The organism is Wolbachia endosymbiont (group B) of Melanostoma mellinum (assembly GCF_947251465.1).
Taxonomy (GTDB): Bacteria; Pseudomonadota; Alphaproteobacteria; order Rickettsiales; family Anaplasmataceae; genus Wolbachia.
In genome coordinates, this window is the sequence record NZ_OX366366.1 from 79,097 (window position 1) to 95,822 (window position 16,726).

At 34.4% G+C, this 16,726-nt stretch carries 17 protein-coding genes and 2 pseudogenes; 11 read left to right on the forward strand and 8 right to left on the reverse strand.

Annotated elements, in window-relative coordinates; translation table 11 throughout:
• Positions 1–13 precede the first annotated feature (13 nt).
• The 10 genes from OPR42_RS00380 (at position 14) to OPR42_RS00425 (ending at position 7,319) form a co-directional block, all read left to right on the forward strand.
• Positions 14–565, forward strand: a complete 552-nt coding sequence (locus OPR42_RS00380) for a hypothetical protein (RefSeq protein ID WP_265041457.1) — start codon at positions 14–16, stop codon at positions 563–565.
• Positions 558–1,736 carry a phage tail sheath subtilisin-like domain-containing protein gene (locus OPR42_RS00385; RefSeq protein WP_265042345.1) on the forward strand — a complete coding sequence of 393 codons (1,179 nt, stop codon included), beginning with the start codon at positions 558–560 and terminating at the stop codon, positions 1,734–1,736. Before OPR42_RS00380 ends, OPR42_RS00385 begins: the two co-directional genes overlap by 8 nt.
• Positions 1,737–1,753: 17 nt before the next feature.
• Positions 1,754–2,260 carry a phage major tail tube protein gene (locus OPR42_RS00390; protein ID WP_265041458.1) on the forward strand — a complete coding sequence of 169 codons (507 nt, stop codon included), beginning with the start codon at positions 1,754–1,756 and terminating at the stop codon, positions 2,258–2,260.
• A gap of 46 nt (positions 2,261–2,306) precedes the next feature.
• Positions 2,307–2,564 (forward strand): phage tail assembly protein, encoded by a 258-nt coding sequence (locus OPR42_RS00395; protein WP_264376465.1) that lies wholly within the window; start codon positions 2,307–2,309, stop codon positions 2,562–2,564.
• Between the two features lie 109 nt (positions 2,565–2,673).
• On the forward strand, positions 2,674–4,956 hold the full coding sequence (locus OPR42_RS00400) for a phage tail tape measure protein (protein ID WP_265041459.1): 2,283 nt from the start codon (positions 2,674–2,676) through the stop codon (positions 4,954–4,956).
• A complete protein-coding gene (locus OPR42_RS00405) occupies positions 4,956–5,303 on the forward strand; it encodes a phage tail protein (RefSeq protein WP_007303025.1) in 348 nt (115 codons plus the stop codon). The genes OPR42_RS00400 and OPR42_RS00405 overlap by 1 nt, the downstream gene beginning before the upstream one ends.
• Entirely contained in the window at positions 5,300–5,509 is a 210-nt protein-coding gene (locus OPR42_RS00410) for a tail protein X (protein ID WP_006015620.1), read from the forward strand. The genes OPR42_RS00405 and OPR42_RS00410 overlap by 4 nt, the downstream gene beginning before the upstream one ends.
• The gene (locus OPR42_RS00415; RefSeq protein ID WP_265041460.1) at positions 5,510–6,454 is read left to right on the forward strand and encodes a contractile injection system protein, VgrG/Pvc8 family; all 945 of its coding nucleotides are present in this window, start codon (positions 5,510–5,512) and stop codon (positions 6,452–6,454) included.
• Between the two features lie 52 nt (positions 6,455–6,506).
• Positions 6,507–7,016, forward strand: coding sequence for an ankyrin repeat domain-containing protein (locus OPR42_RS00420; protein ID WP_264686091.1), 510 nt, complete (start codon positions 6,507–6,509; stop codon positions 7,014–7,016).
• An 84-nt stretch (positions 7,017–7,100) separates the two neighbouring features.
• On the forward strand, positions 7,101–7,319 hold the full coding sequence (locus OPR42_RS00425) for a hypothetical protein (protein WP_264686092.1): 219 nt from the start codon (positions 7,101–7,103) through the stop codon (positions 7,317–7,319).
• On the opposite strand, the pseudogene OPR42_RS08775 reads toward OPR42_RS00425, so the two are convergent.
• Positions 7,310–7,801 (reverse strand): annotated as a pseudogene (locus OPR42_RS08775) (phospholipase D family nuclease); the annotation flags it as partial. The gene OPR42_RS00425 and the pseudogene OPR42_RS08775 sit on opposite strands and share 10 nt — an antisense overlap.
• 5 nt (positions 7,802–7,806) lie before the next feature.
• Between OPR42_RS08775 and OPR42_RS00435 the strand changes: the two are divergent.
• Positions 7,807–8,721, forward strand: a complete 915-nt coding sequence (locus OPR42_RS00435) for a patatin-like phospholipase family protein (protein WP_265041461.1) — start codon at positions 7,807–7,809, stop codon at positions 8,719–8,721.
• Between the two features lie 95 nt (positions 8,722–8,816).
• Here OPR42_RS00435 and wmk (OPR42_RS00440) read toward each other — a convergent pair whose 3' ends face one another.
• From wmk (OPR42_RS00440) to rnhA, 7 genes and pseudogenes are all read right to left on the reverse strand, one after another.
• Positions 8,817–9,752: a WO male-killing family protein Wmk gene (wmk, locus tag OPR42_RS00440; RefSeq protein WP_265041463.1), complete on the reverse strand. Its 936-nt coding sequence runs from the start codon at positions 9,750–9,752 to the stop codon at positions 8,817–8,819.
• Positions 9,753–9,841: 89 nt separating this feature from the next.
• On the reverse strand, positions 9,842–10,750 hold the full coding sequence (gene wmk / locus OPR42_RS00445; protein WP_006013992.1) for a WO male-killing family protein Wmk: 909 nt from the start codon (positions 10,748–10,750) through the stop codon (positions 9,842–9,844).
• A gap of 86 nt (positions 10,751–10,836) precedes the next feature.
• Positions 10,837–12,024: a hypothetical protein gene (locus OPR42_RS00450; protein WP_265041464.1), complete on the reverse strand. Its 1,188-nt coding sequence runs from the start codon at positions 12,022–12,024 to the stop codon at positions 10,837–10,839.
• Between the two features lie 170 nt (positions 12,025–12,194).
• Complete coding sequence (locus OPR42_RS00455) at positions 12,195–12,860, reverse strand: JAB domain-containing protein (protein WP_143688905.1); 666 nt, start codon at positions 12,858–12,860, stop codon at positions 12,195–12,197.
• Positions 12,861–13,028: 168 nt separating this feature from the next.
• Complete coding sequence (gene wmk / locus OPR42_RS00460) at positions 13,029–13,967, reverse strand: WO male-killing family protein Wmk (protein ID WP_265041465.1); 939 nt, start codon at positions 13,965–13,967, stop codon at positions 13,029–13,031.
• Positions 13,968–14,035: 68 nt separating this feature from the next.
• Positions 14,036–15,814: a DNA mismatch repair endonuclease MutL gene (gene mutL, locus OPR42_RS00465; protein WP_265041467.1), complete on the reverse strand. Its 1,779-nt coding sequence runs from the start codon at positions 15,812–15,814 to the stop codon at positions 14,036–14,038.
• Between the two features lie 92 nt (positions 15,815–15,906).
• A pseudogene (gene rnhA, locus OPR42_RS00470) lies at positions 15,907–16,314 on the reverse strand (ribonuclease HI); the annotation flags it as partial.
• Positions 16,315–16,726 lie beyond the last annotated feature (412 nt).

The following is a 16,726-nucleotide window of genomic DNA, read 5'->3' on the forward strand; positions in this document are numbered from 1 at the left end:
ACGGAGAAAACCAATGCCAATTTATATTAGATTTGAACATAACAAACAAGTAGAAACAACAACGCTTGAAAGTAAGCCAACTGGAAATGATTGGTATGAAGCGCCAAAGAATTTCGACTGGCAAAAGAGTTATCAGTTAACAGAAGGAGGAGAAATTGCTCAGCGGAGTCAAGAAGATATTAAATTGGAGTTACTACAAAATGCGAAGTTTTCTGCACTTTCTAATCTTCGTGCTTATTATGATAACTATACTAACGAATACGCTGGAAATTCTTACCAAAAAGCTAAATCGTATCAAATACAAGAAAAAGCCGCAAAAAGCATTCTAGCAGACCAAGATGAAAAAGATGTAGAAATTATAGAGCCTTTAGCAAAAGTACGTGGTATTACAGTTATTGAAATGGCAAAAATAATTGAGGAAAAGGCAAAAAAAGCAGTAAAAGCAATAATTAAATGTGAAGAGCTTGAAGATTTAGCCAAGAGAAAAATTGAAGAAGCCAAGAGTGAAAATGAGCTACAGACTTTGCTCGATGATTTCAGGAAAAAAATACAAAGAAATGGCTGAAGAATTTTTACACGGCGTAAATGTTATAGAGGTTACCTCAGGGACAAGATCAGTACGTACAGCTAAATCATCAGTGATAGGTGTAATTGGTACTGCTCCTGAAGCAGATGGGCAAAAATTTCCACTGAATAAGCCAGTACTGATAGCAGGAAGTTTAAAGGAAGCAGCAAAGCTTGGAAAGAGTGGCAGTTTACCTTCTGCAGTAAATGGAATATTTTCCCAAATTGGTGCAACAGTTATAGTAATTAGAGTTGAGGAAAGTAAAAATATTGATCTAAAGTTAAAAGAAGAAGAAACAACTGCAAATATCATTGGTGGAGTTGACGAAGAAACTGGAGAATATCAGGGAATCGAGGCATTTCTCAGCAGTGAAAGTATAGTCCATGTTGCTCCAAGAATATTAATTGCACCTCAGTTTACTCATCAATTGCCTGAATCTGAAAATCCTAAAAACCCAGTAGTAGCAGCTTTGATAGGAGTAGCAGAAAAGCTGAGAAGCATAATAGTAGCAGATGGACCAAATACTAATGATGAAGAAGCAATAAAATGGAGAAAAAGTGTAGGCAGCTCAAGAGTTTACGTTGTTGATCCATGGGTTAAGGTATTTGAAGGGGAGGAAAAACCAGCAAGTCCGTTTGTAGCAGGTTTAATAGCTAAAATAGACAGCGAGCAAGGCTTCTGGCACTCACCTTCAAATAAAGAGATAAACGGTATTGTTGGAACAAGCAGGCCTATTGATTTTAGCTTAGGTTATGCAAATTGCAGAGCAAATCACTTAAATGAAAATGAAGTAACAACGATAATTCATCAAAATGGCTATAGGCTTTGGGGAAATAGAACATGTTCAAATGACTCAAAATGGGCTTTTTTATCAGTGAGAAGGACTGCAGATTTAATTAATGATAGTTTACTTCGAGCTCATCTCTGGGCAGTTGATCGCAATATCACCAAAACTTACATAGATGATGTGATTGAGGGGGTGAATTCTTATCTTGCAAATTTGAAAGCTCAAGGAGCTATTATCAGTGGAAAATGTTATGCAACTCCAGAACTCAACACACCGGCAAACATTGCAAGCGGGAAAGTATATTTTGACTTTGAGTTTACACCACCGTATCCAGCAGAACAGATTACTTTTAGATCACACTTGATCAATAGCGAAGTACTGTAAGAAAAGGAGAAAAACAAATGTTACCGAAAATACTGAGAAATTTTAACGTATTTGTTGATGGTAGAGGCTATGCAGGAAAAATAGATGAAATAACTTTGCCGAAGCTTACCATAAAAACAGAGGAGTACCGTGCTGGTGGTATGGATATTCCAATAAATATTGATATGGGCATTGAGAAGCTTGAAGCAGATTTCACTTTTGCTGAATACGATACAGAGCTCTTTCGGCTATTTGGCTTGATAAATGGAAATTCGGTATCTTTGACGCTCCGTGGTGGAATGCAAGGGAGTGGTAGTAACGATATTGAAGCTGTAGTAATCAATCTCAGGGGAATATTCAAAGAATTTGACTTTGGTAGCTGGAAACCTGCTGAAAAAGCCACTCTCAAATGCACTGTAGCTGCCCATTATTATAAACTTACGATAGGTGGCAATGAGCTGATAGAAATCGATGCTGAGAATATGATTCGCAAGATTAATGGTGTTGATCAGATGGCCTTGCTACAAGCAGTTCTAGGTATTTAGGTTTAGTTTTAAAAAGATTTTAGAATTTTATTTTTTAGGAGAAAGTATGACAACAGTAAAACTTGATAATCCAATAACAGTTGATGGTATTTCTATCTCAGAGCTTACCATTAGACGTCCAAAAGTTAGAGATTATCTAGCTATTGAGAGACTTAATGGTAGTGATCTAAGTAAGGAAGTAACTTTGACTGCCAATTTGACATCAGTTGCAAAAGAAGCGATTGAAGAGTTAGATATTGCTGATTATGTAAAAGTACAAGAGGTATTAAAAGATTTTTTTTCACCGATTATCCAAAAAACTTGAGATTAGAAATACTAGTGCTTGGCTCTATCATAGGTGGTGGAGTTGAGCACATTCTTGATATGGAGATTAGTGAGTTTATTTTATGGAGCAAATTAGCTAGGGAGTTCAAATGTCAGTATTATCGATAAAAATAGGTGCAGTACTTGATGGCAGTTTTAATACTGTAATAAAGGGCAGTAGTAGTCAACTCTCTAATCTTGGTGAGAATATAAGAAAGCTTGACTCATCTTTAAAATCAGTATCAAAGTTTAAGCAGTTAGGTCATGATGTTTTGACTAGCAGGAGGTCATGGAAAGGTTTTGAGGATCAGGTAAAATCTTTAGCTAAACAAATGAAAGCAATAGAGAAACCAAGCAAAACTTTAAAAGCTGAGTTTGACAAGGCCAAAATCTCCGCAACAAAAGCAAAAGAAGCATATTTGAAAAAGAGAGATGCTTTGCATTCATTTAATGAAGAAGTAAGGAAAAGTGGAAGAAATATTAAGTCATTAGTAAGTGATCAATATAAACTTGGTTCTTCTATTGAAGTGCTAAAAGGTAAGTATGGTAAGCTTGGGTCTGTAATACGTAGTCACCAAAGTTTTTTAGCAAGCAGAGCACATTTTAAGTCACAAATTATAGAAACTATTGGGCTAGGGCTAACGCTTGCAGCGCCAATCAAAGTTGCGATTGATTTTGAAAGTGCTATGGCTGATGTTACAAAAGTGGTAGATTTTAAAAAAGGAACGGATGAAGCAACTAAATTTGCAAAGAAGTTAAAAGAGATGTCACGCACTATACCATTATCAGCCGCAGAACTGGCACAAATAGCTGCAAGTGGTGGTCAACTTGGTATCAAGAAAGAAGATCTTTTTATGTTTACAGAAACAGTGGCAAAAATGTCTACAGCATTTGATATGTCTGCAGAGCAAGCAGGTGATTCTATAGCTAAACTCTCTAACGTTTATGGAATTGATGTTAGTAAAATGGAACATGTTGGTAATGTGATCAACCACTTATCAGATAACACTGCTGCTAAAGCAAGAGATATGGTTGAAACTCTAGCAATAGTTGGTGGTACTGCAAAGCAGTTTGGTTTGGATATCGAGAAAACAAGTAGTTTAGCAAATGCTTTCATTAGCTTAGGTAAAACACCTGAAAAAGCTGCAACTGCTATAAATGCTCTACTTAGTAAACTTCAGACTGCTGAAGAACAAGGAGGGGATTTTAAAGCAGCATTAGAGCAAATGGGAATAACTGCAGAAGAAATAGTACAAAGAATAAGCGAAAACGGCGAAGAAGCATTACTCTATTTTTTTCAAACTCTAAAGAAAATGGATAACCAGGAACGTTCTACAATCCTTATGAAACTTTTCGGTCAGGAATATCAAGATGATATTGCATTATTAGCTGGAAGTTTTAATAAGTATGAGGATGCAATAAAGTTATTGGCTAATACAGAAAAGTACAAGAGCTCTCTACAAGAAGAATTCAAAAATCGTGCAGACACTACAGCTAATAAATTACGACTTCTTCGAAATGCAATAGCTGAAGTTGGTATGAACCTGGGCTCAGTGATGCTGCCTACTTTAAAATCTATAGCTGAATTTTTACAAGAAAAAACTAGATATATAGCAGAGTTTGCAGAAAAATATCCAACTTTAACCACGGCGATCATGGGTACTGTAGCAGCCTTGATAAGTTTAAAAATTGTAGCAGTAGGACTAGGATACGGATTTACATTGCTAGGAAGTACGATTTTTAGTCTGAAAGCAAACCTACTTGGAGTATTTTCATTTTTATCAGCTACAGTTTTTCCTGCAGTAGTAACAGGACTAAGAGCAATAACACTCGCTAACCCTATAGGACTTTTAGTTGCTGGACTTGTTACTGGTGCAGCTCTTGTTATAGCTAACTGGCAAAAGGTGAAAGACTTTTTCTCTAGCTTGTGGAAATCACTTATTAAACCTATAGGAGAAGCTTTTTCATGGATAGGGGAAAGTGTATTTGGAAAAGTACTGGGGAATAGCACATTGAAAGAGCTTAAAAAAAGGAAAACTGAAGTAAAAGCAGTCCATACTCCCTTAAAGAGCAACATTTTCAACAGTGGAAATCCTTTGTTAGGTAACAGTATAATTAAAGAATTTTCCAAGAGAAATAAGAATATCTTTAGAGTCAAAAGCCTTATCGAAGAGAAAAAGTCCACAGAAAACGATAAGATACTTGCTGACTTTGCAAGGAGTAAATTTGAAAATAAAGAACAAAATAAAACTCAGAACATCACTAATAATTACACTATCAGCATTAAAGCAGAACCTAACCAAGATGTTCGTAGTCTTGCAGATGAAGTAATAAAAAGGATAAGAGAAAAGTCACGTGATGTTTTATTTGATACGGTAGAGACATTTTATTGATGCTATCTCTTGGTCCGTATAAGTTTGCTCCCACAAGTTTAAAGTATAGCAGAGAAAATCGTTGGAGCACGATTGAGTGTATTGAAAATATGCCACTATTACAAAATATCGGTCAAGGTGTAGAAAATATAGATTTAGAAGGAACGATTTATCTGCATAATCTCAACGGGCTAAATCAATTAAAGAGTGTGAAAGAAGCTGAAAAACCACATATTTTAGTAGATAGTTTAGGTAATATTTTAGGACAATTCGTAATTACTAGGTTAGAAGAAAAGCAGATGTATTTTTTACCTAATGGACTACCAAGAAAAGTTGAATTTAGTTTGAGTTTAAAAAGCTATAGATGACTGTATACTATGTGAGTAAAGAAAATGAGATGTTAGATCTGATTTGCTGGAAACATTACGGATTTACTGATGGAGTAGTGGAATTAGTACTAGCAGAGAACTTAGGTTTGGCAGAATACGGAAGCTTTTTGCCTGCAGGATTAAAGATAAAGCTTCCTACTATTAAGAAAATAGTACAAAAGTCAAAATTAAAGGTCTGGGAATAAATGCAGCCAGATTTTATAATAGATAAATGTGAATCAATTAAAGATAGAGTTATATCATTGCACCTTACAGATGAATCAGGAATAATAGATGATGTAGTTGAAGTGTGTGTTGATTACAGGGATGAAGACATAGATATTCCGAATGAATTGAACATAGCACTAGGTTATAAGGAAATTGGAATCTTTCCAATGGGTATATATACAGTCAACGAAGTGACTATACAGGGTCCACCTAAAACTCTACTAATAAAAGCTCATGCAACAAATTTAAGAATATCTTTGAAGGCAAAAGTATCAAAAGAATGGCATCAAATTACCATAGAAAACTTAGTGAAAGAAATAGCTCAAAAACATGGATATGGACATAAAGTTGCTGAGGAATTTAAGAATGTATTGATACCCCATATTAATCAGGCAGATGAAAGTGATATAAGTCTGTTAACAAAGATCGCAACAGAGCGTGAAGCAATGGCAAAATTAGCTGGTGGGTATATATTATTTATTTCAAAAAACATGGCAAAATCAGCCACAGGAAAAGCTTTAGGAACAACGAATATTAGACCTCAAGATACAATTAACTGGAAAGTGCATTTTACCGTACGTGATAAGTATAATTCAGTAGTGGCAAAGTGGCATAGCTATGAAAAGGGTGAAACTATTAAAGAAACAGTTGGTAGCGGCGAGCCAAGTTATATTATGCTAGAAATGTACTCAAATGCAGAATCAGCACTAAGTGCAGCAAATGCTAAGTTAAAACAACTAAAGCGAAATAATGCAGTATTGGATATCACTATACCTGGTAATCCAGAGTTATTTGCAGAAGCTAAACTTAATCTTATAGCTTTTAATCAAGCGGTAGATGGTGAATGGATAGTTAACAGAGCGGAGCATACTTTAAATAGCTCAGGTTACCTTACTATGTTGTCAGCATCTTTGAGTAAGTAATGTTAATAAAAAATGAGTAAATGATCTATTTAATATTAAAAAGATGTTGAATATGGATAAATTGGGTCAAGATACAAAAAACAAGCTGCATTTTTGGTGGCTTATAACAGTAATAGTATGTATTATTGCTACCTATTCCTACATGAAGGCAAAGGCTGCAGATAATTATAAAACGATATTACGCATTGCTTCTCAAAATTGTAACTTAGAGACTGTAAAATTCTTAGTAGAAAATCTATTAGATATTAATGTGCAGATCCCTAAATTAACAGCACTACATTATGCTGCAGAAGAGGGATGTGCAGAGGTTGTAAAATTCCTAGTAGAAAAAGGAGTTGATATAAATGCTACGAAATATGAAAGATGGACACCTTTACATGCAGCTACATATGAAGGCAAATTGGAGATAATTAGATTTTTATTAGACAAAGGTTCAGACCCTACCATTAGAGATACAGATGGAAAAACACCAAGGAAAATTGCTGTATTAAGATCACGGCATAATAAGGACAAACCTTATGATGAAATCATTAAGCTACTTGCAGAAGCAGAAGACCGATAATAAAAAGTAATCACTAAAGCTGTAAGTTTTCTATAATCTGCATATAAATTTCCAAAACTATCCATAACAAGTTAATATTTTCACATGAAAAAGCAAAAAATCCCAATTACGGTAATTATTACCATATTAATCCAAACCGTAGCATTGATATGGTGGTTATCCAAGTTAGACTCAAGGGTACAATTTCACGATAAACTTATTGAATATGGTTTAATGGAAAAAGTGTTAGTACTTGAGGAAAGGGTGAAAAATCTTTCTGAGGAATTAGATGAATTCAAAGATAACTTAAAGTCTGGTGTATAATGCTTAGACTGCGATTGGCGATTTTTCCAATTTTTGACGTATTGTTCAACTAGTGGAGAATCTCCTGTTATGATCAGTAGGTTTTCAGCATTTCTTTGCTGAGCGGCATCTGAAAAGTTAAATGATCCGGTTATGATTTTTTGCTCATCAATAATAATTACCTTGCTATGAGCAATAGCGGGTTTAAAGTCAATCCATATCGGGATTTTGTGCTCAAATAATTCGTTAATTACACTATGTTTTGAACTAGTTTGTGATTCATCTAGAATAACCTTAATATCAACTCCACGCTTTTTAGCTTGAACCAAGGATTCAGCAATAGGCTTTGAGGTAAATTGGTATGCCTGAACCAACACGGATTTTTTAGCATGACCCACGGAATCAATTATTAGGTTGGTGCAATTTTCTCCAGGCGTGAAGCAGACTGTGGCTTTTGGGCAGGAAACACATCCCGATAAAAGCGAACAAGTTAATAAAATCAATAAATATGACTAAATATATCCTTTCAGTAGATGGTGGAGGCATAAGGGGCATAATACCAGCAGTAATTCTAGCAGAAATAGAAAAGAGGACAAGAAAACCGATAGCTGAAATCTTTGATCTTATGGCAGGGACCTCAACCGGTGGAATTGTTGTAGCTGGATTATGTAAAAAAGATAAACCTCAATATTCTGCTAATGATTTAGTCGAGTTCTATCGGGAATATGGACCATATATTTTCAAGTCTTCATTTTTTAGGCGATCAATATTATCTTGGTTTAACTGTGCACAATACCCATATAAAAATATTGAATTTGTATTGGACAAATATTTTGGTGATGATACTCTACAAAACACTTTAAATAATGTACTGCTTACCAGTTACGACATTCAGAATAATTGCCCATTTTTCTTCAAAAGCTGGAAAGAAGGTAATATTAAGCTGAAAGATGCACTCAGAGCTGCAACGGCTGCACCTACTTACTTTGCACCTAAATATCTTAAAATCAACCACAAGGAAATGGTATTAGTGGATGGCGGGGTATTTGCAAATAATCCAGCGGCTTGTGCATATGCAAGTGGTAAGAGGTTATTTCCAAATGATGATATTCTACTGTTATCGATAGGTACTGGAAGAACAGATAGAAGCATAGAGTATGCCAATTCAAAGAGATTTGGAAAAATAGGCTGGATAAAACCTTTGTTAAATGTGATGTTTGCCTCTGGATTGGACTGCGTAAATTATCAGATGAATCAAGTAATAGGCAATAGATACGTAAGAATACAATCGCAATTGAAGCTAGCGTCGGCTGACATGGATAACATTACATCAAAAAATATCAAATCTCTTCAACAAGAGGCAAAGGCAATGATAGAGGACAATCAGAAATTAATAGATAAACTTTGCGATTTCATATCTTAATTTATACCAAGCAAAATTCAACTGAGCCAAAAAAGTTGGTTAGCAAATTCTGTTGGTTAAATCATTAACTAACTTTACTTATATCTTAAACACATTTAATTTTCACACTCACCCAACTCATCAGCAGTTAGGCCACTTGCTCGCACAATAATATCAATAGCAATACCTGCCTTAACTAGATCTTTTGTAATCTTGATTTTCTCTGCTTTTTTAACCTTTTCTTTACCAGTTTGCATTCCTTCAGATAAAGATCTAACTACCGTATCCAGTAATTCTTGATCCTCAATTTTTTCGCATTTACCTATAAACCCAAAAACTGGCTCATTTTCATATTCTGTTAGTCCAAGAGCTTTAATGTTAACTGATAATGTCTTTGCTATCTTATATAATATTTCAATTGGAATGTCTGTATATCCTCGTTCATAGTCGTGTATTTCTTTAGGTGTTGAACCGATTTTATTTGCCAAGTCCTCCTGAGTGTATTCCCGTATTAATCTCTGCTCTTTTATCCTTTTCCCCACTTTGTAGAGTATAGAATCAGTACAAATTTCTTTCTCTATATCATCATATTCGTAAGTAGATAAGCGAGTCACTTGGGAAATAATATCAACTGAAACTCCTTCTTTCACTAGATTCTTTGCTACTTCTATTTTCGCTTCTTCTTGGCTAATTTTCTCGCTAATATATACAAACCTTACTAATGGATACAGCTTCTTGCGTAATTCCTGATCCTTAATTTCTCTATGTATTTTTGTTAGATAGACTATTTCTTTATCCTCATCTTCATACCAACTGTTTTCTCTTAGTACTGTTGGTCCTGGAAGTAGATCTATAACATTAACTGACAATGCTCCTGCTATTATATACGATTCTTTGATTGTAATAGCCTTGCACCCTAGTTCAAAGTTATGTATTTCTTTATGTGTTAAACCAATTTTGCTTGCTAATTTTGCCTGAGTATACCCTTGTACTATCCTACAACCTTCTATTTTTTTCCCCAGCTCGTAGCTCAATATGCTCTGAATTATCATAGATAAATCCTCTAAAAGCTGTTTTTCCTACAGAAGCAAACATATATTCTATCACAAAAAAATCCACTATTGGCTAAGTTTTTATGAAATCACAAAAATTTCTCAATCATATAATTTGATAAGCCTGTCGTTTGCAAGATAATATCAACAGAAATTCCTTCTTTCACTAAATTCCTTGCAACTTCAATCTTCTTTTCCTCTCTGACCTTTTCTCTATAAACATGTATACCTTCAAATAAAGACTTGATTAGCATATCGCGTAATTCCCGACTCTCAATCTTTTTGTATTCTTCTATCAACTTTGATAGCTTTTCTTCCGCTTCACTATCCTCATCTGATTCGGGAAGTAGATCTATGATACTGATTGATAATACCTTTGCTATTTCATCTAACATTTCAAGTGAGACAGCAGCTCTCCCTTGTTCATATTCGTATATTCCTTGATTTGTTATGCCAACTTTATTCGCTAAATCTTTTTGTGTATATCCTCGTATCAATCTCCACTCTTTTATCCTTTGCCCTACTTTGTATGGAACCGGAATTTTGTTCTCCTCATACTCACCAATAGATAAGTTAGTTGTTCGAGAGATAACATGAGCAGAAACTCCTACTTTCATCAAACCCCTTGCTACTTCTATTTTTACCGCTTTTCTGCTTCTTTCCTCACTCAAACGAATAAATTTGGTTAATAAATAAAATACCTCGCTTAATTCTTTATCTTTATAACCCTTTACTAAATTTAATATTTCTTCATCTTCAAAATATCTTTTTTCATTTGGTAGCGTCTCTCCACAAACTAGACCTTTAACATTTACTGATAATGCTTCTGCTATAGCATATAATTTCTTAATTGGAATTTTACGACTCCCTTTTTCATATTGCAGTATTGCCCAGTACTTTACACCAACCTTCTCCGCTAAATCCTTCTGAGTATACCCTCTCTCTAACCTCCAATTTTTTACTTTTTGCCCTACCTCACAGTCTAGACTTTTTTCCATACAAAGAACCATACATATAATATTTTCTACTATAGCTCAAAGGCTCCAGATATAATGGTAGACTCTGGAACCTTAAAATAAATGAATTAAAGCCCCCTAAAAGTTTCTTTACTATTTTCACGTACTTTATCTACCCATGAAGACAATTTTTCACTTGGGCTATCAACCTCCTTCATAAGCTGCTTGCTATTCCATATGCCACATCTCATAAAACTTCCCTTTTCTACTGCTTCTTTAAGTTTTACTCCAGCAAAAAGACAATTTTTTCCAATTTCTTCCCCTCTTTGTTGTAGCTCAGCCCACATTTCCTTGTTTTCTACTCTGACTTGTACTTGATCATATTTTTTTACATCATGGTACAATATAATATTTAGTTTACCAGCGCTTGTAGGAATTTCTAACACAACAGAGCTATCATCTGATACATCAACGTAATTTCTTACACCTCCTTCCTCCCTTCTGATCTCAACTGCATTATTACCCATTTTTAAAATATTACTCCCTAACTCTCTCAGTATTTTTGCTACCTCTACCTTGCTATCTTCAGAGAATTCCATAAAAAGCATTTTATTATCTATCTCGATATCTATTAATTCTCCTTCCTGAACAGCACTTTCGCCAGCTTTCTCTAGTTCTTCTAGTTGCTTATCTATCTGTGGCTGAACTTCTGGTTGTAGCTCATTATAGATTTCACCTATCAATTTATTCTCCAATAAAGTATCATGAAACTCTGCACCGCTTAGCATTAATTTACGCATTATCTTTTTTCGATCACTTTTTTCTAATTTATGAAAATGTGTACCCAATACTACATATTCAGCAAAGCTCCACTCTCCATCATTACATGCATTTAGCCTTCCTCCAGAAGCTAGTACTTTGTCTATAACTTTGTGCAATTCATTTACATTCTTTGCCTCTACCACTTCACTTTTAAACCAGCTCAAAGTTTCACTTTCACCTGCACTTGGCTTTATTTTTTGCAAAGCTGAAGCAAATGGATTCAACCCTTCTGGATAATCTGCTTGATTACTCAAAGGTTTTGTGCCATATATGTAGTCAAGCCCTTTTCCGTAGTTGATTTGAACGTCTCTATTAGGGAAGGGCACTTCTCCAAACTTTTTAGCCTTATTAATTTTGCTTACAAAGGTGTTAGTACGACCTATTCCTACAATAGCATTTAACACCTCACCTTTTGATAATCTATCAAGATCAATGTTTAACTCGTAAGTACCTCCTTCTTGATCATCAAAAGGTACAATTATTTTATTACTCATATTAGCCTCCGCTATTAAATATACTTTACTAAGTCTATAACCTACTTTATTACTTTATTATTAATTCAATATATACTTTCTCATTAATTATAAGCAATGATTAATGTGATTGCAAATACTTTCTTCATTCAAGTAGTTAAACAACTCATGAAAATCTTCAAACATCTGCTTTATAACAGTCCTTGCTCTTTAAAGCTAAAATACCCAACACTTGTGATGATAATGTGATCCAGCAACCTAATCCCTATAGTCTGACAAGCTTTAGCCAAGTCTTTAGTTACAGCTTCATCCTCATCAGATGGCTTTAACCTTCCTTCTGGGTGGTTATGCGATATTATTATTGACGTCGCTTTTCTTATTAATGCCTTTCTTGTTACTTCTCTGATGTAAAAAGGTACCTTATCCACTGTACCAGTGAACACTTCTTCCCCCTTTAAACGGCACTTTTGATCAAAATATATTATTTTCATCTTTTCCTCCTCTGAATAACCAATACTCACCCTCAAATATTTTACTATGGTTTCCAAGTTATCCATTACAGGTCCTTTCTTTAACTCTTCTCTTGGTACTCTCTTTGCAGCTTCCTTTAGACATAAAATTACTGCTACTGTAGAGTCAGTTATCCCTTCTATAGTTTTCAAGTCATCTATTTCCTGACCTAAAATTCCTCCTATTCCAAAACTATCTATTAGCTTTCTAGCAATAACTCGAGCTTCTTCCCTGTCATGCACTGCACTTAGAAACGTTTCTATTACTTCACGATCAAGTAGTGCTTTACCGTTGCTTTCTAATGCTCTGAATTCTATTTCTTCTCTACGATCTTTCTTATTATTCATAAAAATTACCCTTCACTAATAACAAAATGTTTTTATATATTTACCGCTGTTTTTGTCAGCATTGGCATAAGGCCATAGCTTTTGAGTGAAGTCAAATCAATTTTTCAATCTTTTTTACTTATTTTTTCATTAAAAAGTAAAGATATTAATAGATACTGATTTTTTATTTTAAATTTGTTGAATTTCGTCTAAAGAGATGCCCACTGTTTTTAAAATAATATTGATAGAAATTCCTTCCTTAACTAAATTCTTTGCAATTTTCATCTTTTCTACTCTCTTCACTTTCTCTTTGCAAACTTGTATGCTTTCAAACAGAGATTTTATTAGTACATGACGTAATTCTTGGCTTTTAATCTTTTTGTATTCTTTTATTAACCTTGATAGTTCCACTTCACTATTCTCATTTTCTGTCGTTTCTGGAAGTAGATCTGTAACACTAATTGATAGTACCTTTGCTATTTCATCTAACATTTCAAGTGAAACAGCAGCTCGTCCTTGTTCATATTCATATATTCTTTGATTTATTATGCCCACTTTACTTGCTAAATCTTCTTGAGTGTATCCTCTTCTCAACCTCCATTCTTTTATTCTTTGACCTACTTTATACGGAATGGAAATTTTTTTCTCATCATTATCATATTCATCAATAGATAAACTGGTCGTTTGAGAGATAACATGAGCAGAAACTCCTTCCTTAACTAAACCCTTTGCCACCTCTACTTTTACTGCCTTTCCACTTTCTTCCTCACTAATACGGATGAATTTAGTTAATAAATAAAACGTTTCACGTAATTCTTGATCCTTAATCTCTTTATGTCTTCTTACTAGATTTAGTACCTCCTCTCCCTCATACCCTTTCTCATTTGATACTTCTTGTCCGCAAGCTAGGTCTCTAGCAGTTATTGATAATGCTTCTGCTAATTCATATAACTTCTTAATTGAAATTCTGCGTGTTCCTTTTTCGTATTGAAGTATTACCTGATATGTTGTTCCGATTTTTTTTGCTAAATCTTTTTGAGTATATCCCTTTGCTAATCTACGATTTCTTACTTCCTGTCCTATTACTTTGTAATCTAAAAAATTAGAGCATTTATTCTCTTTTTTCACATTTTATACTCCATAACCAGAAGAGCTGTTACGTATACTTAATTGGGAACCTTTTTGACAAACTGAACTCATCTCCTTTCAAACAATTTTTCTATATCAATTAGTTTCATTTCTATATAAGTTGGTCTTTCATGACCAGGATATGGAGTTTTCTCAATTTGTCTTAGTATCTCATTCATCTCTTCCAATTTCATTTTTCTTCCTGCTCCATGGTAAGCGATTGTGGCTGATATTTTATTCACCTTATCCTCTATTGGCAACGTATCTTCCATTTCCATTAACTTATCTACTATATCAACTAGCATCTCTTTTATATCTATTGTTCCCAAGATAGCAGGTATTTCTTTTATCGTTACTTTATCTTCTGATTGTATTTCAATATCAAAACCCATTTCAAAAAGCTCATCTTTATAAGTTTTAACCATCCCCATTCCTGCTTGGTTTTTAATTTCAACTGTTTCAGGAAGAAGTTTTTGTCTTTTTATGCTTGATTTTTGCTTTAAGCACTCGTATATCAACCTCTCATAGGCTGCATGTTGATCTACTATAATCAGCCTATCTCCAGCTTCAGCAATAATGTAAGTATTGTGGACCTGACAACGTGCATATCCTAGGGGATGATCCTCTACCAAATCAATTTGCTTCCTTTCTAAAACCATCGTTCCCTTTTGGGCTGGGGATTCTCCATACTTAAAAGTTTCTGGTAAGCTTTGCCTTCTTTCATCTGGTGCATTGAATTCTTTCATTAGACGATTTTCTAAAAGACTTGGTCTCTTTTCATAAAACTCTTTTTGATTTTTTTCCTCTTTGCTATTGACCGGCTCTTGGCTATCAAACTCCTCAATACTTTGACCACTCGCTGCAAACCTCGTTGATAGTGTTTTTATTATTCCTCTTCTCACTATTTCATATACTAGCCTCTTGTTCTGAAACCTTACCTCTGATTTATTTGGATGCACATTTACATCTACTTGATCGTATGGTATCTCTAAGTGCAGCGCTGCAAAAGGATACCTCCCAACTGGAATCAAATCTTGATATGCGTATCGAATTGCACCAACAAGTAGATTGTCTTTTATTGGCCTTCTATTAACAAACGTATAGATCTGAGTTGAATTGCCTCGATTGATAGTTGGTTTACAGATGTGTCCCGTAAGTTTGATGCCTTCCTCTTCCTCTTTTACTTCCAGCGAATTGCTCTGAAATTCTTCTTCTACTTCACATAATCTGTTAAATAATGAAGTTTGCTTAACATATTTTAAGAGCTTTTTATTACCGGAAGTGAGAGTAAACCCAATACTATAGTTAGTTATTGCTAAGTTATTTACAATATCAACAATGCTTTGTGTTTCTGCCCTTTCGGTTTTTAGAAATTTTAGTCTATTTGGTGTGGCAAAAAATAAGTCACGAACTTCAATATATGTACCCTGCAATAAAGAACAAGGGATAACCTCTCCTATTTTTTCTCCTCCCTCATAACTTATAGACCATGCTTCCTTTGCTCCACTTGCCTTAGACGATAAGTTCATTCTACTTACTGCTGCAATTGAAGGTAAAGCTTCTCCTCTAAAGCCAAGATGTCTGATTTCTATTAACTCACTATCGCTTAATTTTGAAGTAGCGTGGCGCATAAATGCAAGTTCCAAATCTTCCTTTTCTATTCCATTTCCATCGTCTGTTACAGTTATAAGATTACGCCCACCACTTTCTATTTTGATCTCTATTTCTGAACTTCCAGCATCTATTGCATTTTCTACTAATTCCTTTACTACACTTGCTGGCCTCTCTATTACCTCTCCTGCTGCTATACGATTTATAGTTTTTGTGTCTAAAAGAATTATTGCCATAATACTCCACCCAATCTATGAAACTTAGAGTTCCCTCTATTTTTTGGTGATTTCTTGACCTCACAATCTCTATATTTTAGCTTTTTAGATTCCTTTCTAGCAAGTCTATCTGCCTCTTCATTATAGGTATTACCACTGTGAGCTCTAACCCACTTCCAATTAATATCATACTGCAAAGCAACTTCATCTAGTTCCTTCCATAATTCCCTGTTCTTTACTGGCTTTTTATCAGCTGTCTTCCAACCATTTGTTTTCCACTTGTTGATCCATCCTGTTATACCTTGTTTAATATACTGACTATCAGTGTGTACAATAACTCTGCAGGAAATTTTTAACATCTTTAGCCCATTAATTACAGCCTTTAGCTCCATCTTGTTATTTGTTTTCACCTCCAGAGATACGTTTTTTCACTTTTATTTTCATACATCACCACAGCTGCCCATCCACCGGGACCAGGATTTCCATCCATCTGTATATATTATAACCTTCTTTTTGTCCATATTGACAGGATATAGATTTAACATAAATTTGCTACTGAAATGTTGACATTAAGTTTCAAGATCTTTATCATGTAAAGGTGTGGGAGGCTAATGAACCTGTCCTCACGATGTTAGGTAAATCGTAATTGAGCTTTTAGGCTCGTATTTTTATTAGGAGGTTAGTCTCTCATGCCCAAAATAATTGTTTTTAAAGCTCTTTATAGCTCATGAATTCATTTGCTGGGGTTTATAGAGGGAGTTGTAAAAGATGATAAAATAAACATTAAGGTGCGTGGTAGCATCCTAGGGTCATTTATGAAGATAGTTTTTTGCCGACTCTTGAAATTTAGCTAACCTTAATAGACTTTAGCACAAAAACGTTGAATATTTCTTCACAATTGTGTATAATTATTAATGCTTTCTAGGTTAACTT